Below are 25760 nucleotides of genomic sequence, written 5' to 3' on the forward strand. Positions count from 1 at the left end.
TCTATGACACTACCAATTCGTATTCTTGTAGCCGAGGACCTGGACGTATTGAGAGAACATTTTTGCTTACTGATCGAGCAGACAGAGGGTATGATCCTCGTTGGACAAGCTTCCAGTGGCAAAGAGGTGCTAAGTCTCGTTCCGGAGCTTAGACCGGATATTATTTTGATGGATATTGAGATGGATATGAAGCATGACGGTATTATTACCGCCCAAAAGGTACTCGCTCAATTTCCTGAGACGAAGATTATTTTCCTGACCGTCCATGAGGATGACGAAACCGTATTTAGCGCCTTTGAAACGGGGGCCGTTGATTATGTATTGAAAACAAGCTCGGTTGGCGAAATCATCAATAGCGTCCGAACGGCCTATCAGGGCAAGGTCCAAATCCGGCCTGAGGTCGCCTATAAGATCAAAAATGAATTTACCCGCATTCGGCGCAACGAAGAAACCTTTCGCAAGTCCATTCAGATTTTGTACCAATTAACTCCCTCCGAGCTAGCCATTCTTGATCTGCTGTTAAAGGATATGAAAATCACGGAGATTGCCAAGGAACGGCAGGTGGAGCTGTCTACCATCAAATCACAAATTAATCTCATTTTGAAAAAATTCAATAAAAAGCGAACAAAAGAAGTAACCGCCATGCTGCGTGATTCGGACATTATACCCTACATACATAAAATAAGAGAGGGGCTATAGAGCCCTTCTCTTATTTGTAATCATCACAATGTATAAGTTTCTGTAGAGCTAAGCGTGGTATCGCTTGAACCTGCTTACGGGTTAACCGCTTTGATAGCTGGATCCGTCGTCATGAATTTTTCCGATGGCACGATGCTGTCCATTTTGCCGTTAGCAACAAACAGCTTTTGCAAATTGTCGAACCATTGCTTGGCTGTGCCGTCCTTGAATACGGTCGCAAGCTTCTTGCTATCGATCCAATCAATACTTTCCAACTCTTGCTTTAGGCTATCCTCAGGCACCTGTGTATAGGCAGCTGTTAGTTTAACGGCTTCGTCACTATGGCTAATTTTGTACTCGGTTGTTTTCGCCATAGCTTTCATGAATTTGTCAACCAATTCCGGTTTTTCCTTTAAGAATTTCGGATTCACTACCCAACTGGACGGGAACGAGTATTCAGGGAAGAAGCTGCTGTTATCCCCGAGCTTAACCATGTTTTCTTTGCCAATTTGTTTCTCGATCTCTGATGTGTACGGGGACCAGATGGCGACTGCATCGACCTTGCCTGCAACGTAAGCGGTAACAGCACCGGCAACATCCATGTTGACGATATTCACATCGCTCAGCTTAAGCCCGGCTTTTTCTATGCCCAGATTCAATACCATTTCACCCGAGGTTCCTTTGGGTACCCCAACGGTTTTACCTTTTAAATCTTTAAATTCTTTAATACCGGATTTTTTCGTGGCGAACACCATATCACTCTTGCCGAGACTGACGATCCCTATAATGTTGCCTTGACCTTGAGCTGATAGGAAGGTCGCTCCAGGCCCAATATAAGCAATATCGATTTCACCCGCTGCCATGGCTTGAAATTCCGGAGGGCCGCTTAGGAACTTCACTGCGTTCATCTTAATGCCTGCTTCTTTGAAGAAGCCTTTTTCCTCGCCAATCGCAATCGGTGCTGCTCCGCCCATGTTAGGCATATAAGCGAAATTAATGGTTTGTACTTTTTCCTCGGTTTTGGCTGTGGGGGTTGGCGTTTGTGGTGCATTGGCATTCGTGGACCCGCTGCCTGAACCACAGGCACTGATAAGAAGTGTAAGACTAAGTGCAAGTGCTGCCAGTGGAAGCTTAATTACGGATTGTGATTTGTAAACCATGTTAAAAACCCTCCCTTTATTATGATTAGTATAACGGTAATATATACCGATTACTTCGACACCTCGAGATATTCACGGTACACTTTGGACCATATCTCATTTTTGATACTGATATATCGTTCATCCAGCTTGGTTGACTGATCTCGAGGGTAAGGGATGTCTACATCTATAATTTCTTTGATACGGCCGGGACGTGCACTCATAATAATGACACGCTGGGCCAGGATGACGGCTTCCTCAACATCATGAGTAATAAAGAAGCACGTTTTCTTTTGCTTTTGCCAGGTCTTGAGCAGCTCCTCCTGCAGCTGGGCTCGCGTCTGGGCGTCTAACGCTCCGAACGGTTCATCCATAAGAAGTACTTCCGGCTCCACCGCATACGCTCTTGCAATCGCGACCCGCTGCTTCATCCCGCCTGACAATTCCTTCGGATACGCATGGGCAAAGTCCTTGAGTCCCACCAGCTCCAAATAAGACTCGGCCTTTTCCTTGCGTTCCTTCTGGTTTAATCCGCGCAGCTTCAGTCCAAATTCAACATTTTTTAATACGGTTTTCCACGGGAATAAGGCGTACTGCTGAAACACAACACCGCGTTCCCTGCCGGGGCCGTTCACCTCCTTGCCATCGACTCGCACAGAACCTGAGGTTGCGGCTTCAAGTCCGCCAATAATATTGAGCAGGGTTGTTTTCCCACAGCCGCTTGGGCCGACTACACATACAAATTCATTATTTTTGATCGTTAAATCCGTGTTTTGCAGGGCAATGGTATCGCCGCCACGTCCCTTGTATATTTTCGAAAGGCCGCTGATCTCAATTTTGTTCGCTTCTGTCGCTTGATTATTGATGCTGTTCGCTTCTAGCTTTGACGAAGTTCCTGCCATCCTGTCAGCCTCCTCTCCAGAAACAATACGAATTTATCCATAGCCAAGCCTATAATCCCAATGACAATGATACCGAGTATGACGACATCCATGCGGAAGTATAAGCTTGCTTCCATGATCATGTTGCCAAGTCCTTTATTGGCGCCCGTTAGTTCAGCAGCAACAAGTGTTGTCCACGCAGCAGCCAGACCAAGTCGCACCCCTACCAGAATATAAGGGAAGGAGGCAGGTACAATGACCTCGAAGAAAATGTCCCGATCTCTGGCGCCAAGCACCCGGGCCGCACGGATTAAGGTTGGATCGACGTTGCGTATTCCTTGAAAGATCGTGATCACCATGACCAGAAAGGTAGCAACAAAAATAACGCTGATCTTCGCCGATTCGCCCACACCCTGTGAAACAATAACAAGAGGGATCAAAGCGATAGGAGGGATCGTCCGAAAAAATTGAATCCATGGGTCCACGATGGAACGGATCAGTGAGTACCATGCCATCAAAAAGGCAACAGGTATAGCTACGATCAGCCCGAGTGAGAAGCCGCCAAGTACCCGGAGCAGGCTCGCCCATACGTTGGTCCACATCCGGCCGCTCCCAATCTCCGTGGAGAACGATTTCAGCACCCTGATCGGACTCGCTATAATAGCTCCTATAGCCGGAATCGATGATAGCAGGTACCAGAGCAGTATACCTACGATCAAGGAGATGATCGTCAGCATCCAGTTGGGGATTTTTTTCATAGTTTTAACCTCTTTCGTAGGGCTCAATTTATTTAATGGGGGCGGCTGCAGGTAGGTCTACCCATCATAGGCAGGCTGCAGCGCCTCACTGGAGTAGATGCTTCGCAATTCCGATGCCGCTTCATTCCAGCCGCTCTTTTCTAATTTACGAACCCAATCCTCAACCTTCAAATATTTCCATGGTCCGGTTTCGATGACTTTTTGCATCGGGTCTACCTTATAGCCTGGCTTGCGTGCTTGCTCGTGCTGCCATTGGGACAAGCGATGGTCCATTTCTTTCACGATGTCCGGGAATTCCATTGCAACATTGCTGGTTTGATTAGGATCGTTAACCATATCGTACAAAGTCACATCGTCAAAATGCAGCATCAATCCCGGATGATACGTGCGGATGAAATACCATTTCTCGTCCCGCACAGCGCGTTGGCATACATACAAAGCATGATCCATCACCAGATAATCGCGTCCTTGCCAATGCTCGCTTGTTAGTGCTGGAAGAAAGGAGCGACCGTCCCACCCTGATGGCACTTCGAGTCCTACCAAATCTGTAAGGGTAGCGATTACATCGACGTTATAGACGAAGCCGTCAACGGCTTGCCCCGGCTGGGTTACACCCGGAATTGTAACAATCAGCGGAATATGATGGACAGCTTCCGTCGCACTTGCGTGCTCGATGTAAATGCCTTGCTCCCCAAGGGATTCGGCATGATCGGCACTAATAATGAAGCACACTTCATCTTCGATGCCAAGCTCGCGCAGCGTGTCCAACAGCTCACCTACATATTTATCCATGTAGCTGATACCGCCATCGTAGCCGTCAATGACATGCTTAAGATCGGCGCGATTGGCGATTTGTCCTGGCATCGTTGCCGGATACTTGTCACCCCAGTGAAGGAAAGGAGCGGAACGCGGAAAGCTGTCCTTTTGTTGGGAAGCAATGGTTGCTTCATCAGGGAAAGCCTTCAGAGGCGCGTCCTTCCACTGCTCCATATATTCGATGGGGTACGTGTAGAATGTATGTGGGTCCCAATATTGAATGTGTAAAAAGAAGTTATCTTCTTTACCATGCTGCTTCAGCCAAGGAATTACGGAAGCGTTTACTTCATCGGCATTTTCGTTGCCTTCTTTTAAAGAATGCGTATGAACTTCGTTCCAGCCGGCAAAATACCACCAAGCGTGATGGCGATCTCCGAAGGTAGAGAATGTAACCGTTTTATATCCAGCTTTGCGGATATGTCTCGTAAAGAAAGGAATGTCTTCACTGTGCCCGTCGCCTTCTGGGTAATGAAACTCTCCGCCCGGTCCCCAATGCGTCAGCGCTCCGTGGTGAATACCGAATCGGCCTGACATGAAGCTGGCTCTTGATGGTACACATGGAGAAGACGCGGTGTAGCAATTGTTGAATCTCATACCAGCTGCGGCAATTTTATCAATGTTGGGTGTGGTATTGCGGTTGTAGCCATAACAGCCCATATGATCGGGACGAAGAGAGTCGATGTCCAAATAAATAATTCTCATGTGTTGACCTCCTGTGCTAAGTGATATTTTTATTATATTTTTAATTTTCTGTAAACATAAGGTTGAACATTCTTCAACCCTTATTGGCCATATCCACGACGATATCCCCATAAAAAAAGCAAAAAAACTGCCATTGTGGGCAGCTCCTTTGCTTATCAATCAATGGAGATCATATGTGAAATTTGAGATATAGCGTTTCATTCATAGCATCCATGATTTATGATTCGTTCTGGATCGGATCGGAGACCAAGCCTTCTTCATTAAGCTCTGCCTCGGTTTTCATATTTTTCATATCCTTGCCCAGTCGCTTGATTTCTTCCATATTGGGAGCCATGGATCCGTTCATAACTTCACTGATCGGGGTATCGGACCCTTTTTGCTCATCGAACTCTTCGTGTGCCTTTACGCTCGTTTTCAAATCCTCGTTATTATAGGTATTGTTCGACATATCAGGTCGCCTCCAATGTTAGTATGCACTTGTGTACTATTATTAACCTGATCGTAATAAAACCAAACATAATTTACATTATATGGATAAAAAGTGAGGAAATTTACAAAAAGGCTATCCTGAGCCCAAATGCTGCTGCAGAATAACCCTTTTTATACCATTTAATTGTTAATCAGACCTGCTTTTTGAAGAAGTCTTCTCATCATGGCTGCTGTTTGTGCACGGGTCACATTATCCTGAGGCATTATTTTTTGCTGATCTCCCTGAATAATTCCGTTCGATACAACTGCAGCCATTGCCTGCTTGGCCCAATCCGCTATCATCTGATTATCATTGAAATTTTGTAGCAGTTTGGTCGTATCTCCTGATTGAAATGCATTTAATTTGGCGAGTTTAGAGGCCTGATTAAGGATCACAGCTGCTTCAGCTCGGGTTATGGTCTGATTAGGACGGAAGGAGCCATCCTCGTAACCACTTATTAACTGATAGGATAATGCTGTCGCAACCGTATCCGTATACCAATCATCCTTGCGGACGTCTGATGGCAGAGCCGCGACTAATCCATGTTTAATTCCAAGCGAACGAACCATAATTGTTATAAATTCCGCCCGTGTAATCGCTTCGTCAGGTGCAAATGAATCCTTGCTGACTCCCTGGATAATAAGCCGGGAAGCCATATCGTTGACGTCCTGTTTGCTCCAGTGTGTCGACACGTCAGAGAAAATTCTGGGACTCCATACGACCGTGTACGTACTATTGGTCAAACTGTTGATAATGGCATTGTCATGGTTGCCCTGCTTGATTACTTTTGTTGGCACGTGAGTGAACGAACCATCTGGATTTAATACGACACCTGTCGTAATTTGTGAAGCATCGACACCATCGGGCAGTGTAATCGTACGCTCCGCATAGCTGTTAAACCGTTCAACCTCAACTTTTTTATCTCCCAAGGTAGCTGTAACTTCAAAGGTGACTGGCGCGACCTCTAATTTCACACCTGTTTCGTTTGCTGCTTTTTGAAGCATATCCACTGTTTCCTTGGAGGGTGTCGAGATAATCACATTGATGATAATATCCTGCAGTTGTACGTTGCTTCCCAGCTTAGCGGAGATGTCATCAATCTTCATTTGCAGGGCCGGAAGTGTATAGGAGGCACGATCGGTTTTGATTTCCAGTACGGCCTCTTTCATTTCCATTAGCTTGACCAGTTGTCCGGTCAATTGGCCAACTACCACATCGCTGTTCCCACTAACAGGAATCGTAATGATTTTACTACTGTCATTCTCGAGCTTGGTGGTTACTTTATCCTGCTCCAAAATAATCTTTGTGGTCGTGATGTCGCCATTTTTTTCCGTTTGAGCTGTTGCCAGCTTGTCCTGTTTTACACCGTCTATAATTATCTCGACAACGCTGCTGCTGCTCGGTGCTTGTGTAGTTGTCGGTGCTGCAGTTGTGCCCGTTGATGAGCTTGTTGTTGATGTATTGGAGGCTGCGCGGCGTACATTCAACGTATACGTTTGGGTGTTAACTCCGTCCTGTGCTTTCACAGATATGCTGATCGTATTGGTTCCTATATTGAGCCTGATCGCATCAGACTCGGAGCCGCTATTAACCGACACTCCATTAACACTAAGTTGGGAGGATGCATCGTAAACGCTGGCAGTTACGGTCATCGTTTGAATGGCTGTACCCACAAACAGATCATAACTTGTCGTTGACGGTGAAAATTGTGGGTTAACAGCACCAATGCTTGTCGTGAGGCTGCTTAGCTGAGCATTAGTTGAAGGTGCGCGATTAATGATAAGTGTATAAAGGTTCGTATAGGAGCCGTCAGCTGCCTTCACCTCTATCGGAATCGTGTTATCCCCGGTAGCAAGCGTAATCGGGCTTGACGCTGTACCGCTTGCAGTCGTTATTCCGCGAATTGTCAGGGTGGCAGAAGAATCATAGACCACTGCGGTCACCGTGGTTTGCAGCGTGTCATTAGCTACATTCTGATGATAGGAACGAATACCGGTATTGAAAGCAGGCGTCAGATCACCAGTTGAGGTTGATAATGTTATAAGGTCTGCCAGGCCGGATTTCCCTATAGTTACAAGTACGGAAACGTTATGGCCCGAAGCATCAGTTGCATTAAGCTTTTCTGGGTCGGTCGTATCCACAGACAGCAGCTTGCTGCCCGATACGATATTACTCTTGATCATAAAGCGGACCGTGAACAATTCAGTGGTCGTAGTGACTGGATGGCTGCCACCCGACACATCAAACCAGGCCGCCCTTAACGAGCCGGACGCTGCGTGTATGAGAGATTGGAAACAGCCATTATTGTCATTCACACATTCGGTCTCGGATGGATTGCCGTATTTCGGTGTGATGCTGACAGCCTCCAATACATTTTTATCATAGTTTATCTGCAGGCCGTATGCTGCAACCTCGGAGCTCGGAGCTATCGATACAACAACATCTGCTTGTTGACCGACAACTCCTGTTACCGGTGAGATGAAGACTTGTGCGCCAGCCGGAGCTGCCGAAGCTTGAAAAGGATGGATGAGCATGATGGTTATTAAGAATAACAGTACGCCTAACCCTGTCCATGGTGTACTGGAACATTTATTTCGAACTGGCATGAGTTGACCTCTCTTTCCTTTCAAGGATGACTATTGTTTATGGAGTATGGCTACCAAGGTATTGATAAGTTCCTTTTGGATATCTGATCCAGTGATTAAGTGCGAAGCTGCTCATACCGCCTATAGTTCCCTGTTTGCGAACCAGCGTTCCTCCATCGGCTAGAATCGGTATTGCATCAGTAGCATCGGGAGTTCCAAGTACATCAATGATTTGACCATTCTTTTTAAGAATAAGCGCAGTCATTTCAAATTGAGTTGGATTGAACATGGGAAAATCATCATTAAAAGCATTGATAGGAGTATCATCCATAGCATTATAAAAGCTAGAAGCTAGGATGATATAGGGATCTGCTGGAACCACTGGAAAGATGGAACGAGTTGATTTCTGAATTGTGTTGGTTGCCTTCATATATTTCTGCACTTCAATTTCATAGCCTTCAGCTTTATGGCTGGGATTACCATCCCCCTTATAGTAAAGCTCAATAGCAATTTGACCGTCTCCACCGTCTACATATTCGGAAAAGAAAAGGTTCAACGTTGGTACTACCGTGTCTATAGTCATAACATTCGAAGTGACAGCTGCGCCTTGGGTCATCGCACTTGCCTTCGCTGTGATACTGAAATTTGTAATGCTTGGTGTGTAGCTGACCCAATCATGTTCCAGCAGTAGGTAAGCTTTTCCGTCGCTCACGAAGGCTAATGCAATACTTAATCCGGCTGGAGCATTGTTTAGAGTAAAGTCTGCAGCTTCGGCATCATCCTTGAAAGAGTCGCCTGTCACACTCAGCGTAATGAGTGCTGCATCCAAATTATCCTGATTTAGCGAAGCTGGGTCTGTCTCGGCTGTCATTGTGGCAGCAACCGTTGCCGATGTTGTAAATGTCCATCCGCTATTGCTCGTTATACCTGCATAAGGATTACTAGAAGCATCGAAAAACGCACCTGCATCGATTTTTACATAATAGCTTGTGCTGGCGAGCAAAGCTGGTGCTTTAATCGTCACTTGCTTGCCGCTGATCGTGACATTATTTAGATCATTAGCAAAATAGCTGGCAACCTCGTTATTATCCGAAGAGGTATAAATCCTAACTTTCTTGTCACTCACTGCAGTCACATTCTCACTGAAGGTCATACTGATGGAGCTCATTGACGAATTTATCCCCACAGCACCATTAGATGGAATCGAACTTATCAGTGTCGGCGGGTTGTCTACCGTTGTAAACTTCCACGTGCTGCTGCCGCTTATACCCGCAAACGAATTACCTGAAGCGTCCTTGAACGCACCTTCATCAATTTCAACGTAATAGGCAGTATTTTCCTCTAATCCGGTAATGGTTATATCCGCTTTGTTACCTGCAACAGCTACGCCTGTTTCATTTGCCTTGCGAGTAGTCACGACTGAATTGTCGGAAAACTTACGTATCGTGATATTTTTGTTCAATGCGAAGATATCTTTATTGAAAGTAATGCTGATCAAAGAGATTGTCGCATCAACGTTGGATAAGCCATTATCAGGCGTTAGACTCGCAAAAGTGGGAGCTGTTGTACCGGCAATCTTGGCACTTGCGGCGCTGATAACTTGTTTACCAACTATACCGCTCTCGACCGGGGTGACACCGAAGAACAGGTACTTGTCGACATCCTGCTGCTTGACTGTATAAGTGCTTGAATTTGCTCCTGAAATTTCTGATTTATCACTACCGTCAGCATTATCGCCACTGTACCATTGTAATAGACTTTGGGCCTCCGGTTTTTCCTCCACATCGAAGTATCTGTAGGCGCCTGTTACGACTTTGTCAATCTCTGCAAGACCAGTTATATTCACTCCAAGAGCCAGCGGCAGATCATTAATATCCTGGAATATAGCGGTATAGCTGGTGACTCCGGAGTTTGCATCCTTTCCTCCGACATAAGAGGTGGTAAGAGCGACAGCGTCGGCATTGGTTATCTTACCGTCCCCGTTAATATCCATCATCAGTTTTTCATCTTCACTTACAGTTTCCTTACCGGCAAGGTATCGAGAGATGAATAATGCATCTGCAGTCGTCACCAGTCCGTCACCTGTAAAGTCGCCCAGCTTGGTTATCTTCACACCAAAGGTATCCGTTATCATATTATTGTCGCCATCGGTTCCGCTCAGTGTAAATACGGGGGACCCGGGCTTGGATATTGTAATCGTCGCTATGTTTCCTGTGACTGAGCCTGAAGCCATGCTGCTATCACTGGAAACCAGCGTTAGGCCACTATAGTCTTTAAACCGTTTCGAAATATTAAAAGTAAACTGGGTATCAGTATCAGCCGAGATATTGCGTGTGGCCCAGCTCATGCTATCGGTCACAATAGCCTTGACTTTAACCGTCTCTGCGTGAACCGGATTTGGAATGGAAACGAATGGAAAAACCAAACTAATTGCACTCGCAAATACCCCTATTTTTGCAGTCAAAGACCATTTCTTGCTTGTCGGGTTAGACGGCATCTAGTAGCTCTCCTTGTTGTCTTATAGTAGACTTCAGAAAAAATTTAGTTGAAATTTGTTGAGAAATAGCATAAAGGACAATTTCGAAATTGGTGAAATTGATGGTCGACGAAAATTGAAATTCTGAAAGGTTGAGATTGATTAAGGATGTTCCTTTCCTGGATGTCATATGAGGCTGGTAGATGTGAGAAGAATGGAAATAACTGAGGTTTGGAAAAGTCGTATATTGTTGAAATATGTTGTAATTATATCAAAAAAATTATTTTTTGTGATCTAAATATATTTGAAATATATTTTATATTTATTTTATAAAGCACTCTATCTGTTCAATTTAAATGAATGGATTGATCTTCCCGCAGGGTAACAATATTGAGGTACCTAAATGCAGCTACAGTGGAACTAATAGTTGTCTCACCAGATTTTTGCAAGTTACGAAATCTGGCATGACATGCTCACTTCAGGTATGATAGAAAGACTAAATAGTCGACAAGTACACAAGATGAGGTGAAACGGATGCAATTTCCGGCAATGTGGCTGCAGGGGGCTTCCCTGGGTGAAAAAATTTCCAGTGAGCTTCGTTTGCGGATTATTAATGGAACGATGGCGCCTGATACGGTGATAACGGAAAATGTGCTGGCCGCGGAATTTGGAACCAGCCGTTCACCGATTCGCGATGCCCTCAAAATTTTATCCAATGAGGGCTTGATTCGGATGGAGCGCATGGGTGCCGTGGTCATTGGTCTTAAATCCAAGGATATGGAAGAATTGAATGATGTCCGTTTTCTGTTCGAGGGGTTCGCGGTTCAGAAGCTTTCCAGCGCTTATGATGAGCAGAAGATCAAGCAGCTGCAGCAGATTGTGGACAAAATGGAGCTGGCAGCAAGCCACGATGATCCTGTGCAATTTGCCTATTATGATTTGCTGTTTCACGAAACGATTATTTTAAGCGCTCATCACAGCCGGATTTTATATTTGTGGAATAACATTCGTTATGTCATCCTCACGGTTCTATTGGTGGCAACGGAGCGGCGATTCTCGAAGCATAAGGAGGAAATCCAGCCGCTGATTCACCGGCATAAGCTGATCGTGGAGGCGCTTGTTTCACGCGATGCTTCCAATATGAGCAAGATCATTCAGGAGCATTTTATGGATACGAAGAAATCAGTGGATGAGAGCTTATTTTAAGGCTTACGTTATGATAAATGGTATTTACAAGCCTTAAATAATTCTTTATACTTAAGTTGTCGACAAGTATACAAGATACATTGGAAGTCATTCAAAAGGAATGTGAAGTCAAGGTTTGGGAAGGCAGCAGCCCAATCCTCTGCTCGAAGAAAGCTTCCCAAATGAATATAGAGGAGTAGAGCCTAATGATGATGAAAGCAGGATTATATATTTCTGAAAAGAAGGTGCTGGCCGGTCAAATTGCAGTGCCCGATCTACAACCTGGAGAGGCGCTGATTAAGGTAGCCTTTGCAGGGATTTGCGGAACTGATATGATGATTTATGCGGGCAAGCATCCAAGAGCCAAAGCCCCGCTTGCGATGGGACATGAGTTTTCTGGAAGGATCGAAAGGCTGCAGGGTGAGTCTGATTGGGCTGTAGGGGATCGTGTGGTTATAGAGCCAACTCTAAGCTGCGGCAAGTGTGAGGCATGCCTCGCCGGTGCGTCTCATGTGTGTAAAACCTTGAAGCTGATCGGTATCGACAAGCACGGCGGCTTCGCGGAATATGTAGCGGTTCCGTTCGACAGGCTTCACCGGATTCCTGAAGGTTTATCGGATGCACATGCAGCGCTTGCAGAGCCTGTAGCTATAGCTGTCCATACGGTTCGCCGTTCCAATCTGAAGGTCGGGGATCATGTGGTGGTGTTGGGCGCGGGGCCTATCGGTTTGCTCACCGGCATGATCGCCAAACAGGCAGGAGCAGGCCAGGTGCTGATCTCCGATATCAGCTCGTATCGTCTGGCCAAGGCGGAGCAGCTTGGACTTACCGCCTTGAACGCTAAGGAAGTCAACGTGACTGAAGAGATATTGAAACGAACAGACGGGAATGGCGCCGAAGTCGTGTTTGAGGTAGCAGGTAACCAAATCACAGCCAAGCAAATGATTGAAACGGTCAAAACTCAAGGGCAAATTGTTGTGGTCAGTGTATTCAAGCAAGCGCCCACGATTGATTTGGCAGCGATGCATTATAGAGAAATCTCATTAACGACGACGCGCTGCTGCAGCAAGAGTGATTTTGCCAAGGCGATCAACCTGTTGCATAGTGGAGCCATTGATGTAGCCCCGCTCATTTCCCATGAGCTACCGCTTGAACAGATTGAAGAGGGTTTTCATTTGATGGAAAATCCTGATGTTTCGATTAAAGTGCTGTTCCATCCCTAGAGTGATAAGGAGAGAAGAAATGGGAACCCATTTATTTAGTTTGGAAGGCAAGGTAGCCGCGATAACGGGAGCAACGAGGGGAATCGGAAAGTCGATGGCTCTGGCCTTGGCAGAGGCGGGTGCAGATATTGCTTTGCTTCAGCGAAGCCCCGAGCAGACAGAGCTGCAGGAGCAGATCGTGAAGCTTGGCAGGAAGTGTCTGATTATACCCTGCGATTTGGACAAGCCACTTCAGGTAAAGTCCGCAGTGCCCGAGGCGGTATCGCAATTCGGTCAGCTGGATATTCTGGTCAACAACGCAGGTATTCAACGCCGTTCACCTGCCGTCGATTTCCTGGAATCGGATTGGGATGACGTGCTGCAAATTAATTTGAAGGTCGTGTGGACTCTATGCCAGGAAGCAGGTCGTCATATGGTGCCGCGGGGTAAAGGAAAGATTATTAATACCGCCTCCCTGCTGTCTTATCAGGGTGGAATTACAGTTCCGGCGTATGCGGCTGCCAAGGGCGGGGTAGCCCAGTTAACGAAAGCGCTGGCGAATGAGTGGGCCAAGCATCACGTAAATGTGAATGCCATTGTTCCCGGTTACATAGCAACAGATATGAATGAGGCATTGATCAACGATCCGGTCCGCAGTACACAAATCCTGAATCGGATTCCGGCAGAGCGGTGGGGCAATCCCGATGATTTTAAAGGGGCTGTTGTCTATCTGGCTTCAGAGGCATCCAATTACGTGCATGGTCACATGTTGGCTGTGGATGGAGGCTGGCTCGGTCGTTAAGCCTTCTTATCCATCTATAACAAATATTTCAAGGTCAACCAGACGGCTATGGTTGGCCTTTTTAACGTGAGCAATTACCAGGATAAAACTGGATATTAGTTAGAGGATTTCAAGCGGATTTGGAGCTGGATACGTCGTTAGTGCCGATTAATGAGTTTATCCTATTAATCACGGAGAAGACGATGATCAGCGACATTTCCATGTCATCATACAGCTGTATATGATCAAACCGATACGGAATAGACGGATATGTATGAACCACAAAAGGCTTCGCTACCCCAAATGGGACGGCGAAGCCTTTTGTGTAAGTATGCACACGTTTGAAGAACTGCTTTGCTCTCAATTAATCAATCAATTAGCTTAGCCTTCCTCAACATTCGCTGAACGATGGCAGCCGTTTCCGCTCTTGTAATATCACTCCCAGGCATCAATCCAGCATCGGTGCCGCCCACGATTCCATTCTTCACTGCCAAAGCAACAGCAGGTTTAGCCCATGCGCTTATAGCTTCGCTCCCCGAAAACATGGATAATGTCTCTGAGATATCTGTCGTGCTCATAGCTGTTTCCAGTCCCGTCAGCTTCATCGCCCGCATGACAAGGGTCATCGCTTCCTCGCGTGTGATGGTGTTCGCAGGACGGAACGTTCCATTCTCATATCCATTGATGATACTGTATTCCTGTGCCTTTGACACAGCCCCTGCATACCAGTCGCCGGATTGCACATCTGTAAATGCAGCAGTGCCTCCTGTGTCGGATAACCCCAATGCTCTCACAATAATCGCTGCGAACTCTGCTCGTGTCACTGCTTTATTCGGATCATATTGCGTTTCATTGGCCCCGTTCACGATGACCCGCGAAGCCAAATCATTCACCTCATTTTTTGACCAATACTTATCCACATCCGCAAACGTCTTTTGATTTTTAATAAGAGCGTAAACATTATTCGTTAAACTATGGATTATTGCGAAGTAACTCCCGTCTTTTGACCTCAAGTACGTAGGTACATGGTGTAACGTCCCATCCTCATTCATCGCAACAGCCGTTGTGACCTCATTCAGCTCTGTCCCGTCGGGCAGCGGGATTTCCTGTTTGATATACGAGAAGAACTTGCTTACTATCTCTGTATTTCCTTTATATGTGGCAGTTATTTGGAAATCAACCGGCTGCCCCACAAAGGTATACTGACGATTACCGGCTCCATTTGCATTCCATTTGTCCCAGTTGAACTGGTTCTTCCCGATACGTACCTGCACGATAATATCCTTCAATGCTGCTGTTCCAAACTGTGCAGCTAAACGGTCGATTCCTATTTCTGATGCAGGCAGACTGTAATTTCCATTAGGCGTGCGAACTTCCCATATGATATGCTTTCTTTCCATCGCTTTAACTATATCTCCGGGCAGAAGCACGGAAATGCTGTCCACCTTGGAGGGAATTAGCATACTGACAACCGATATAATTTCTGTTTTCTCTAGAAACTCCTGCATTTGGGCAGCATCTATCGTTATCGTCAAATTCTGCTCCCCAGTCATACTGGTACTCACGATCTGACTATAAGACTTGTCATCGATCATCAGCTGAATTTCGTTTTGCTCCTGTGGTTGCACTTGCACCAATTGCTCGTCTCCGATTTGATTTGACCCAGAGCTCGATGAACCTGACTTGGAAAATAGTCTATCCACCGTCACTACATAAGTGTTCGTCATGCCGTTCTGTGCTGTGACCACAATACTGATCGTGTTTCTGCCCATATTCAAGGTTACCTGGTCGTCCATAATCTCTATACCATTCACTGTGATTTTTGCTGTCGCGTTTTTCTCATATACGGCTGCCGTCACAGTTAATGCAGCCATGCTGCTCGGTACAATAGTGGTGTATGAAAAGACTCCTGGCTCAAACGTTGGGCTTAGTGTAGCGCCGATTAAGTTCAAGCCTTTCAAGCTCGTATCCCCACTAAGCGGCATGGCGATGACTTCATTGGAGTACAGACTGTTTCCTCCCGTGCTGTTTGCCATGACCGTGAAGTAATAGCTTGTACCATTTGTCAGACCTGATGCCACATAACTGTATGTTGCACCACTTACGGTTCCTATAGGAGATGTGCCGTAGGAGCGGGAAGTTGTTCCTCCGTACACATTATAGGAAACAGATCCCTGCACACTTTGCCAGTTTAACGTTGCCATTCCATCACTGGCCACCACTGCGAGTCCAACAGGAGCTTCCGGGGCTCTCATAATTGTGACGGAATAGGCTTTAGTCGTACCATCCTGTGCCGTCACATCCACAATGATCGTATTGTTTCCCTCGCTCAGATTAACTGCTTCAGTCGCTTGACCGCTTGTAACCGCCACGTTGTTCACTTTTATGACGGAATGGCTTTCGTACACCCATGCCGTCACGGTGACTGACCTGATGCCGTTAATAACATTCGCCGTATAGCTCGTTGTATTGGCTGCAAAGTTCGGATTTAGAAGCGTGTCTGAAACTATCAAGTTGCTCAAGTCTGCGCTACTACTTGTCGTCCATTTTGCATGAAGCGTCGTATTACCCGTGATTATTGATGCAAAAGTGAAAGGTTTCGTCAAACCTGCGTCCGTGTACCAGCCTTCAAAAGTATAGCCCGACTTCGTCGGATCAGCAGGTGCCGCGGCCATGCTATTGTAACTCACCGCCTGACCGCTAATGGCCGTGCCGCCGTTGCTGATGAACGTCACCGCGTAACTGTTCGTAGCCCACTTCGCATACAGCGTTGTATCCGCTGTGATCGCCGTGTTGAATAGGAAAGGCGTCGTCAGCTCTTCGTCCGCATACCAGCCTGCGAATGTGTAACCTGGTTTCGTCGGGTCTGCTGGGACTGTGGCCGTGCTGTTGTAGCTCACCGCCAGACTGCTCACCGCCGAACCTTCGTTGCTGTCGAACGTCACATCATAACTGTCCGTTGTCCACTTCGCATACAGCGCTGTATTCCCTGTAATCGCCGTCGTGAATGTGAAAGCTGTCGTCAAACCTACGTCGGTATACCAGCCTTCAAACGTGTAACCTATCCTCGTCGGATCAGCAGGTGCAGTAGTCGTGCTGTTGTAGCTCACTGCCAGACTGCCCACTGACGTACCGCCGTTGCTGATGAACGTTACTGCATAACTGTCTGTTGCCCATTTCGCATACAACGTTGTATTCTCTGTAATCACCGTGGTAAAAGTGAATACTGTTGTCAAGCTTGCGTCTGTATACCAACCTCCGAACGTGTAGCCTGACTTTTCTGGATCAGCAGGTGCCGTGACCGTACTGTTATAGCTAATCGCCAGACTGCTCACTGCCGTACCACCGTTGCTGTCGAATGACACCGCATAGCTATCCGTTGTCCACTTCGCATACAGCGTCGTGTCCTCAGTAATCACCGTGATGAATGAAAAAGGTGTCGTCAACCCTGCGTCCGTGTACCAGCCTTCAAACGTGTAACCTGTCATTATCGGGTCGGTAGGTGCTGTGGCTGTGCTGCTGTAGCTCACCGCCAAGCTACCCACGGACGAGCCGCCGTTGCTGTTGAACGTCACTGCGTAACTGTTCGTAGCCCACCCCGCATACAGCGTCTTATCCTCTGTGATAGCCGTGGTGAATACGAAAGGTGTCGTCAAGAGTTCGTCCGCATACCAGCCTCCGAATGTGTAACCTGTTTTCACGGGATCGGCAGGTGCCGTGACCGTGCCGTTGTAGTTTACCTCTAGACTATTCACTGTCGATCCTTCGTTGCTGTCGAACGTCATGGTGTAACTGTCCGTCGTCCAGTTCGCATACAGTGCCATATTCCCTGTAATCGCGGTCGTAAATGTGAAAACTGTCGTTAAGCCTGTGTCCGTATACCAGCCTTCAAAGGTATGGCCCGCCTTCGTCGGATTGGCAGGTACCGCGGCCGTGCTGTTATAGCTCACCGTCAGACTATCCACTGCACTACCGTCGTTGCTGTCGAACGTCACAGTGTAGCTATCCGTTGTCCAGTTCGCATACAGTATCATATCCTCTGTAATCTCCGTGGTGAATACGAAAGGTGTCGTCAAGCCTGCGTCCGTGTACCAGCCTTCAAAGGTATGGCCCGCCTTCGCCGGACTAGGAGGTGCAGTAGTCGTGGTGTTGTAACTCACCGCCTGGCTGCTCACGGATGTACCGCCGTTGCTGTCGAATGTCACGATGTAACTATCCATCGTCCATTTGGCATACAGCGTCATATCCCCTGTAATCGCCGTAGTGAATACGAAAGGTGTCGTTAACCCTGCGTCCACATACCAGCCTCCGAACGTGTAACCAGTCTGCGTCGGATCAGCAGGTGCCGTAGCCATGCTGTTATAGCTCACCGCCTGGCTGCTCAAGGTCGTACCGCCGTTGCTCTCGAACGTCACCGTGTAATTGTCCGTCGTCCAGTTCGCATACAGAGCCATATCCTCTGTAACCGCTGTGGTAAATGCGAAAGCTGTCGTCAACCCTACATCCGTGTACCAGCCTTCAAAGGTATGGCCCGCCTTTGTCGGATTGGCAGGTGCAGTAGCTATGCTGCCGTAGCTCACCGCCAGGCTGTTCACGGAAGTGCCGCCGTTACTGTTGAACGTCACTGCGTAGCTGTTCGTCGCCCACCCCGCATACAGCGTTGTATCCTCTGTGATAACCGTGGTGAATAGGAAGGGCGTAGTCAAGAGTTCGTCTGCATGCCAGCCCCCGAACGTGTAGCCTGTCTTCACTGGATCAGCAGGTGCCGTGGCCGTGCTATTGTAGCTCACCGGCAAATTGCTCACGGTCGTACCACCGTTGCTGTTAAACATTACCGTAATACTATTTGCTGTCCACTTGGCATATAGCGTCCTATTTCCAGTAATCGCCGTTGTGAATACGAAAGGCGTTGTCAAGCCTGCATCCGTGTACCAGCCTCCGAACGTATAGCCCGTTTTTGTTGGATTGGCAGGCGCTGTTGCTGTGCTGTTTTGATTTATGATCTGGCTGCTCACGGCCGTACCGCCATTGCTGCTGAACGTTACTGTGTAGTTCAATACCCATTTGGCGTACAACGTCGTATTTCCTGTGATCATCGTGGTGAATACGAAAGGCGTCGTCAACCCTGTGTCCGTGTACCAGCCTCCAAACGTATAGCCGGTTCTCGTCGGAGCCGTAGGCGTCGAGGCGGTGTTGTTGTAGCCTATCGTCTGGCTGCTCACGGCCGAACCGCCGTTGCTGCTGAACGTTACCGTGTAATTGTTCAACGTCCACTTGGCATACAGTGTCGTATTCCCTGTAATCGCTGTGGTGAATGCAAAGGCTGTCGTCAAGCCCGCATCCTTGTACCAGCCTCCGAACGTATAGCCCGTTTTTGTTGGAGCCGTAGGCGTCGAGGCGGTATTGTTGTAGCTTATCGTCTGGCTGCTCACGGTCGTACCGCCATTGCTGTTGAACGTTACCGTGTAATTATTCGGTGTCCACTTGGCATACAGCGTCGTATTCCCTGTAATCGCTGTGGTGAATGCAAAAGCTGTCGTCAACCCCGTATCCTTGTACCAGCCTCCAAACGAATAACCCGTCCTCGTCGGAGCCGTAGGCGTCGTGGCCATACTGTTGTAGCCCACCGTTTGGCTGCTCACGGCCGTACCGCTGTTGCTGTTGAACGTTACCGTGTAATTGGTTACCGTCCATTTCGCATACAGCGTCGTATTTCCCGTGATTGCCGTCGTGAATGTAAAGGCTGTCGTTAAGCCCGAGTCCTTGTACCACCCCCCGAACGTATAGCCTGTCCTCGTCGGAGGCGTAGGCGTTGCTGCCGTGTTGTTGTAGCCCACCGTCTGGCTGCTCACGGCCGTACCGCTGTTGCTGTTGAACGTTACCGTGTAATTGTTCAATGTCCACTTGGCATATAGCGTTATATTCCCAGTGATCGCTGTGGTGAATGAGTAGGCTGTCGTCAAGCCCGATTCCTTGTACCACCCCCCGAACGTATAACCCGTCTTCGTTGGAGCTGTAGGTGTTGCTGCCGTGTTGCTGTAGCCTACCGTCTGGCTGACCACCGCCGTACCGCCGTTGCTGTTGAACGTTACCGTGTAATTGTTCAACGTCCACTTGGCATACAGCGTCGTATTCCCTGTAATCGCTGTGGTGAATGCAAAGGCTGTCGTCAAGCCCGATTCCTTGTACCACCCCCCGAACGTATAGCCTGTCCTCGTCGGAGCCGTAGGCGTCGTGGCCTTGCTGTTGTAGCTCACCGTCTGGCTGACCACCGCCGAACCGCCATTGCTGCTGAACGTTACCGTGTAATTGTTCAACGTCCACTTGGCATACAGCGTCGTATTTCCTGTGATCGCCGTGTTGAATGCGTAGGCTGTCGTCAAGCCCGCATCCTTGTACCAGCCTCCGAATGTGTAGCCCGTCCTCGTAGGATCAGCAGGTTTATTCGGAATGCCGTCGGAGCCTACCGACTGGCTGCTCACGGCCGTACCGCCATTGCTGTTGAACGCTACCGTGTAATTTATGAGTGTCCACTTGGCATACAGCGTCGTATTCACAGTAATTGCTGTGCCAAATGAGAAGGCTTTCGTCAAGCCTTCGTCCGTGTACCAGCCTCCGAATGTATAGCCCGTCCTCGTCGGATTCACGGGTGCAGTTGCTTTCTCGTTAAAAACCACATTCTGGCTGCTAACCGCCGAACCGCCATTGCTGTTGAAGTCAACTGAGAATTTACCCTTTTGAACATTGGCAATACTGATATTGTCCAGCTTAAATCTGGATGGGTCCGAATTATCCGAAAATATCCATAATATTGTAATACGTCGCACATCATTTTTCTGAAAAGGTTTATTTGAATTGAATAACGAGGAAAGTTTAACTGTACTTGTCCCAATATTTGACCAGCTACCCCCAGAACCATAATTATTCATAAAGGTCATATTGCCCTTTGAATCGTAAAAAGTGATGTGAAATAAATTAAAACTGAGACCCTTGCTGACCGTAGTGCTAAAGCCTAAATCCTGAAATGTAAAGCTTCCAAGCGTGGAAGTCCCTTCAGCAGTGAGTTCCATATACCCGGGATTATTTCCATCCACTTGTGTTTGCGGCCATAGACTTGTTCCGCTTTTCACAAGATCTTTGCTCACAAGAAACTTGTCGCCTGTCTTCTTGTAGGTACCGTCATATGCCGCCAAGGTACCACCGAAATCATAAGTACCGTCTGTTACCCCCGTAGCTACCGCTTCCGCTGTGCCAGAAGCAACAGGAAAATACACCAAAACTGCCAATAGAAGCAGACAAATGAATCTCATCGTTGACCGTATTTTGAACTTCACAGAAGCGTTCCTTCTATCTCCCATTCTTCCCCACCCTCGATCCATTGTTGAATCTCTTCATTATGACAAAAGCTGCTTTTCCCATCCATGAGCTTATACAAAGAAGTGCCGTCAAACGAGTATAGCGATTTTTTTCATAGCGTTCTTTCCTCCCAAGCTGTTCGGTTTCGATGATAGACATTGTAACAGAACTCAATGAAAGGATTCTGAAAGAACAGTACCGGTGTCTCGCTAAGGAGTAGTCTATAACAAAGAAAAAAGCCCGATCCAACGTCCCGGTTAACAGGACGGATTTGGATCGGGCTTTTTTTGGAGATAAGACGTTCAGGAGCTTCTCTTACTTTACTCGTTTTATCGGATGAGGCAGGTCCATATGGCCCATTAGCGATTCAACCGGTTTGCCGTCCACTAAAATATCGATGGAATCGACTTCGGGGAATTGAAATAAGGTTTTTTGGATAGCCTGCAGCAGCATAGCCTCTCCCGGAGCACCGAGACGTCCTTCTCCGGATATCGTGATGTCCAGCGTCAGCTTTTTATCTTTTAATACGGCAGATTTAAAGCCAAGTGCATCAGCCAAAGGGACCAGCTTGCTGTCCGCAGGAGCTTTTTTCAACGTCCATAGCGCGGTTGTGTACTTTTCCTTGTCCTCCGGATAGTTGATGGTTACTTCTTTCTCCACCAGCTTGGTCGCCTGCTCATCACCATAATAGGCTTTGATCTGGGCTTGGATGGGCTTACTCTCGACCGGCGTAGGTGTAGGAGTAACCTCCGGCTTGGAAGTGGGAGGTACTACACTGCTGCTTACCGGATTCTGTCCGCTTGAGCCTTGAGAGGTCATCCCACTGCTCGCAGGCTTTTGTCCGCAGCCGGATAAGGCCATGGCAATTGCTCCTGTCAGAACGAATCCGATGATTGTATGTTTGTTCATCAAGACCACCACCTTTTTCTACACATGCGATTCTGACTTACTTGATGTTAAGCTGTTCCTTGATACCTGCAACAATCGACCCAGCAACCTTGTTCTGGAAATCCTCGTTAAACATCAATGCGGTATCCTTTGGATTGGACAAATAACCAACCTCCAGCAGTACAGCCGGCATATTAGTTACTTTAACCACACGGAAGGGCTCTTGACGCACACCGCGATCAGCAAGTCCCGTTGCCGCTGCTAAATGCTTGTGCATAATTTTGGCGAATTCGGTGCTATCCGATTTGTAATAATACGTTTCAGTTCCTGTAGATGTCGCCAAATAGCTATTCCCGTGAATGGAAACAAAAACATGGGCATTCAAGTCATTCGCAAACTTGGCACGATCATCCAATGGAATAAAGGTATCATCGTTACGCGTCATATAAGGTTGAATATTGGCTTCCTGCTGGAGCAGCTTGTACACCTTCAGCCCCATAGAAAGGTTAAAGGTTTTTTCGTTGCTGCCATTGGAGGCCTTCGCGCCGGGATCCTGATCTCCATGACCAGGGTCAATGACAACTCGATATTTGGCTGGTTTCTGGATGCTGCCGACTAAAGAGGCCGTACCCATTCCGGAAATCCAGTTCAAATCCATCGAGTCCTTCATATCCAATACGATCCGAACAGTGGAGGGACTGGTCGCATACAGGGAGTAGCGCACATTGCTCACATACACATTGGCGGACACAGTTGTACCGCTTTTGTTAGCCTCATCCTTATAGAGGGTCGGATCGAGTGTTGCATTAGGAATATCCAGAACAATCCGTTCAGGATTTTTCAAAGTAAACAGCGTGGGCTTTAATTCCCCCGTGTCCGCCTTGATTAGCAACTGGGAGGCCGTCATATCGATCTTCTTGATTGTAGACAAGGAAGAATTGCCATTGGCAACCGAAACGGGCTTATCCGTAGCAGTCTTGTCCGTTACATCAACAGGTTGGCCCGGTGTATCAGGCGTTGGCGTAGTCTGAGCGACTTTTTCATTCAGGTAGACAGCTCTCTTGACGTCGTTCCAGCTCACGTCGATGCCCATATTTTCGGCAATAAATCGAACGGGCAGCAGCGTGTTTCCCTCAATTAGCAAAGGGGCTGAATCCAGCTTGTATTTATCCCCGTTTACGGTAGCCGTGAGCTGATTGATGACCATTTCGATTTTTTGCGTATTTTTGGTTATCGTTACTTTCTGAGCTTCCTGATTCCAGGTTACCTTGGAGCCAAGCTCCTCAGCAATAATCCGGACAGGCACCATGGTGACATCTTTAATAATGCGGGGGGCCACCTCGGGCTTCAGTTCTTTTCCATTAAAAAATAAAGGGACGCCAGCGGCGGAATTTACAGGAGCAGCAGCAGATGCCATAGCAGGAAGCATAAATGCGATGAGCAGCAATAAAAGGGTATACATCCACTTCAATTTCATCATTCACCTCTAAAAAAACTTTCATAGTTGGTTGTGACGCTATACCATCATCAGATACGGACAATTCGACAGTTACGGGCATTTCCTTCATTAAGGGTTCAAGTGTGTGTTGAAACGTTGATTTGCCGGCATGACCTCCTATTCGACAGCAAGCGTTATATCATTAGACTCCATTTATCGAGAAACGTTGCATTTTTTTTGAAAGAAATTCCGATATGAAGTCGAAAAGAGAGGCTGTAAGGAGATAAAGCCGCTTGGCTGCGCCGATTTCAACGAATTGAATTTATAAAAATTTTGCTTGAAATTCAATGGAAGTCATGAAGCAATTCGTATCATTTTACTTGTGTTTCTTTTCGTTCTATACTAGCGATGTTGAGGATGGGAGTGTTTTGCCGTAATCAGTTTATGAGGAGGAAGCACATTGAGCATTCAACTGAAGACAGAGGTTTGTCAGTTGTTTAATATCCGTTACCCGATCTTTCTGGCAGGTATGGCAGGAGGTCCATCAACGGTTAAATTGGTGGCCGCCGTGTCAAACGCAGGTGGACTGGGGACGCTCGGAGCGGCTTACATGGAGCCGAAGGCGATTCGCGAAGCGATACGTGAAATTCGTCAGCTAACAGATGCACCTTTTGCCGTTAACCTGTTTGCGATACAAGTGCCGGATAACAATACCCGAATAGGGGAAGTGCAAGGTGAGCTCAACCGGCTGCGCAATGTGCTTGGAGTTACTCATGCAACACAAGAACCCGTAAGCACACCCGATCATTTTCAGGAGCAGCTTGCCGTTGTGTTGGAGGAAAAGGTTCCGGTCATCAGCACAGCGTTCGGTGTACTTTCAGAACCGTTCGTTCAGCAAGCGAAGTCTGCTGGTATACGAATTGTCACGATGGTCACGACAGTGCGTGAAGCTATACTGGCTGAGCAGGCTGGCTGTGATTGTATTGTCGCTCAAGGAAGCGAAGCAGGCGGACATCGGGGAACGTTCGATGTGAAGGAGCATCCCGTAGGTGCCAATATTGGTACGTTTTCTTTAATACCGCAAATAGTTGATCACGTTAAAATTCCGGTTATTGCTGCTGGAGGTATTATGGATGGACGGGGGCTTGTCGCCGCGCTTGCGCTTGGAGCCCAGGGTGTACAAATGGGCACGCGTTTTCTAACGGCTGTAGAATCCGGAGCGCATGATACCTATAAGCAAGCTCTATTGGCAAGCACGGAAGAAAGCACCGTGATCACCAAGGCCTTCTCCGGTCGTCCGGCAAGGGGAATCCGCAATTTGTTTATTAGACAATGGGATGCGAGCGGGATCGAGCCGCTTCCTTTTCCAACGCAAAATACGGTGACCCGGGATATCAGGAATGCCGCTGCCAAGCACAACAATGCTGACTATATGTCCTTGTGGGCAGGACAAGGGACAAGGCTGCTGACTTCCGGGCAACGGGCTGAGGACATTGTCGCCGAAACGGTCCAACAAGCCATGTCCATCCTGTCTTAAGTGTGGTTCTGTAATCAAAATGAAATCTAATTTTCATCTTGGATTAAGGATTCACACTTATACTACATGTATCCCCCCTTATTGATATATATAATGAAGACCCACATCCCGTTGATGTGGGTCTCTTTTTTGGGATGGTATCTCTTCTTTACTTTAAAGCTATACAGTGCTCCTCGATGATCCTGGCAATTTCTTTGAAGGAATGTCTATGGTTAACCATATCTATGGTAAAATCTTCGGCTGCTTTATGATCCATAGAAAAACGGAAGCCATTGTAATGCAGGAAAATAACAAAAGCCGTAAAGGCTGTCCTTTTGTGAGCGTTTTGGAATGGGTGATTGTGACCCAGAGACTCGAACAATGCTGCGGCTTTCTCATACAAAGTCTGATAAGCATCATCGCCAAAAGCTGATGATTGCGGTCTTAAAACGGCTGATTCCAGTAGACTGCTGTCTTTTACCCCAATATCCTCACCGATACTGTATTTTTGTATGACGGCAATATTAATAGCTATGGCTTCTGGAACGGAGAGATAACGGATTTCACTCATTATCTGTCTTTTAATCCTTTTAGCGTCTCGTCATACTTCTCCATGACGTGGGAGAGGGTATCCAGAAAGTCGGTACTGATTCCAGTCGGAAGATCGACTTTGTTAACTTTTTTGATGACGATTTCTCCATCACTTTGATGAACATCAATGCGTACTGTATCTCCTGCTTCAAGTCCGAGCTGTTTTAAAGCATCCGTCATGGTAATACCGAGGCTGTTACCGAACTTTGTAACCTTCCTCTCAATTTCATTCAGTTTACTCATGTATAATCACTCCTTGTTATACTATTTGACTGTTATAATGATTATATAATAAGGTG

The 25760-nt window shown here is 47.2% G+C and carries 17 protein-coding genes; 5 read left to right on the plus strand and 12 right to left on the minus strand.

Annotated features, from left to right (window positions below):
- Window positions 1-3 precede the first annotated feature (3 nt).
- On the plus strand, window positions 4-699 hold the full coding sequence (locus tag NST47_RS04560; protein ID WP_076231050.1) for a response regulator transcription factor: 696 nt from the start codon (window positions 4-6) through the stop codon (window positions 697-699).
- A gap of 74 nt (window positions 700-773) precedes the next feature.
- Here the strand turns inward: NST47_RS04560 and NST47_RS04565 are convergent, their stop codons facing one another.
- From NST47_RS04565 to NST47_RS04595, 7 genes are all read right to left on the minus strand, one after another.
- Window positions 774-1838, minus strand: a complete 1065-nt coding sequence (locus tag NST47_RS04565) for an ABC transporter substrate-binding protein (protein WP_076231054.1) — start codon at window positions 1836-1838, stop codon at window positions 774-776.
- Window positions 1839-1888: 50 nt separating this feature from the next.
- The gene (locus tag NST47_RS04570) at window positions 1889-2719 is read right to left on the minus strand and encodes an ABC transporter ATP-binding protein (RefSeq protein WP_341154072.1); all 831 of its coding nucleotides are present in this window, start codon (window positions 2717-2719) and stop codon (window positions 1889-1891) included.
- The gene (locus NST47_RS04575) at window positions 2695-3456 is read right to left on the minus strand and encodes an ABC transporter permease (RefSeq protein WP_341154073.1); all 762 of its coding nucleotides are present in this window, start codon (window positions 3454-3456) and stop codon (window positions 2695-2697) included. Before NST47_RS04575 ends, NST47_RS04570 begins: the two co-directional genes overlap by 25 nt.
- Window positions 3457-3513: 57 nt before the next feature.
- Window positions 3514-4974 carry a sulfatase family protein gene (locus NST47_RS04580; RefSeq protein ID WP_341154074.1) on the minus strand — a complete coding sequence of 487 codons (1461 nt, stop codon included), beginning with the start codon at window positions 4972-4974 and terminating at the stop codon, window positions 3514-3516.
- 217 nt (window positions 4975-5191) lie between these two features.
- Window positions 5192-5422 (minus strand): hypothetical protein, encoded by a 231-nt coding sequence (locus NST47_RS04585; RefSeq protein WP_341154075.1) that lies wholly within the window; start codon window positions 5420-5422, stop codon window positions 5192-5194.
- Window positions 5423-5583: 161 nt separating this feature from the next.
- Entirely contained in the window at window positions 5584-8049 is a 2466-nt protein-coding gene (locus tag NST47_RS04590; protein ID WP_341154076.1) for an S-layer homology domain-containing protein, read from the minus strand.
- Window positions 8050-8086: 37 nt separating this feature from the next.
- A complete protein-coding gene (locus NST47_RS04595; protein WP_341154077.1) occupies window positions 8087-10525 on the minus strand; it encodes an Ig-like domain-containing protein in 2439 nt (812 codons plus the stop codon).
- A gap of 513 nt (window positions 10526-11038) precedes the next feature.
- Between NST47_RS04595 and NST47_RS04600 the strand changes: the two genes are divergently transcribed.
- The 3 genes from NST47_RS04600 to NST47_RS04610 all read left to right on the plus strand — a co-directional run bounded on the left by NST47_RS04600 (window position 11039) and on the right by NST47_RS04610 (window position 13693).
- Window positions 11039-11710 (plus strand): GntR family transcriptional regulator, encoded by a 672-nt coding sequence (locus tag NST47_RS04600; RefSeq protein WP_341154078.1) that lies wholly within the window; start codon window positions 11039-11041, stop codon window positions 11708-11710.
- 185 nt (window positions 11711-11895) lie between these two features.
- Window positions 11896-12912, plus strand: coding sequence for a zinc-dependent alcohol dehydrogenase (locus NST47_RS04605; protein WP_341154079.1), 1017 nt, complete (start codon window positions 11896-11898; stop codon window positions 12910-12912).
- A 19-nt stretch (window positions 12913-12931) separates the two neighbouring features.
- Window positions 12932-13693: a glucose 1-dehydrogenase gene (locus NST47_RS04610; protein WP_341154080.1), complete on the plus strand. Its 762-nt coding sequence runs from the start codon at window positions 12932-12934 to the stop codon at window positions 13691-13693.
- A gap of 347 nt (window positions 13694-14040) precedes the next feature.
- On the opposite strand, the gene NST47_RS04615 is transcribed toward NST47_RS04610, so the two are convergent.
- The 3 genes from NST47_RS04615 to NST47_RS04625 all read right to left on the minus strand — a co-directional run bounded on the left by NST47_RS04615 (window position 14041) and on the right by NST47_RS04625 (window position 23393).
- Window positions 14041-20982 carry an InlB B-repeat-containing protein gene (locus NST47_RS04615; protein ID WP_341154081.1) on the minus strand — a complete coding sequence of 2314 codons (6942 nt, stop codon included), beginning with the start codon at window positions 20980-20982 and terminating at the stop codon, window positions 14041-14043.
- A 361-nt stretch (window positions 20983-21343) separates the two neighbouring features.
- Window positions 21344-21937 (minus strand): GerMN domain-containing protein, encoded by a 594-nt coding sequence (locus NST47_RS04620; protein ID WP_341154082.1) that lies wholly within the window; start codon window positions 21935-21937, stop codon window positions 21344-21346.
- A gap of 37 nt (window positions 21938-21974) precedes the next feature.
- Window positions 21975-23393 carry an N-acetylmuramoyl-L-alanine amidase family protein gene (locus tag NST47_RS04625; RefSeq protein WP_341154083.1) on the minus strand — a complete coding sequence of 473 codons (1419 nt, stop codon included), beginning with the start codon at window positions 23391-23393 and terminating at the stop codon, window positions 21975-21977.
- Between the two features lie 421 nt (window positions 23394-23814).
- On the opposite strand from NST47_RS04625, the gene NST47_RS04630 reads away from it, so the two are divergent.
- Window positions 23815-24891, plus strand: a complete 1077-nt coding sequence (locus tag NST47_RS04630; protein ID WP_341154084.1) for an NAD(P)H-dependent flavin oxidoreductase — start codon at window positions 23815-23817, stop codon at window positions 24889-24891.
- A gap of 148 nt (window positions 24892-25039) precedes the next feature.
- On the opposite strand, the gene NST47_RS04635 is transcribed toward NST47_RS04630, so the two are convergent.
- Window positions 25040-25441: a type II toxin-antitoxin system death-on-curing family toxin gene (locus NST47_RS04635; RefSeq protein WP_341154085.1), complete on the minus strand. Its 402-nt coding sequence runs from the start codon at window positions 25439-25441 to the stop codon at window positions 25040-25042.
- Entirely contained in the window at window positions 25441-25704 is a 264-nt protein-coding gene (locus NST47_RS04640) for an AbrB/MazE/SpoVT family DNA-binding domain-containing protein (protein ID WP_341154086.1), read from the minus strand. The genes NST47_RS04635 and NST47_RS04640 overlap by 1 nt, the downstream gene beginning before the upstream one ends.
- Window positions 25705-25760: the final 56 nt, after the last annotated feature.

It is taken from the genome of Paenibacillus sp. FSL H8-0034 (genome assembly GCF_038000305.1).
Lineage (GTDB): Bacteria > Bacillota > Bacilli > Paenibacillales > NBRC-103111 > Paenibacillus_S.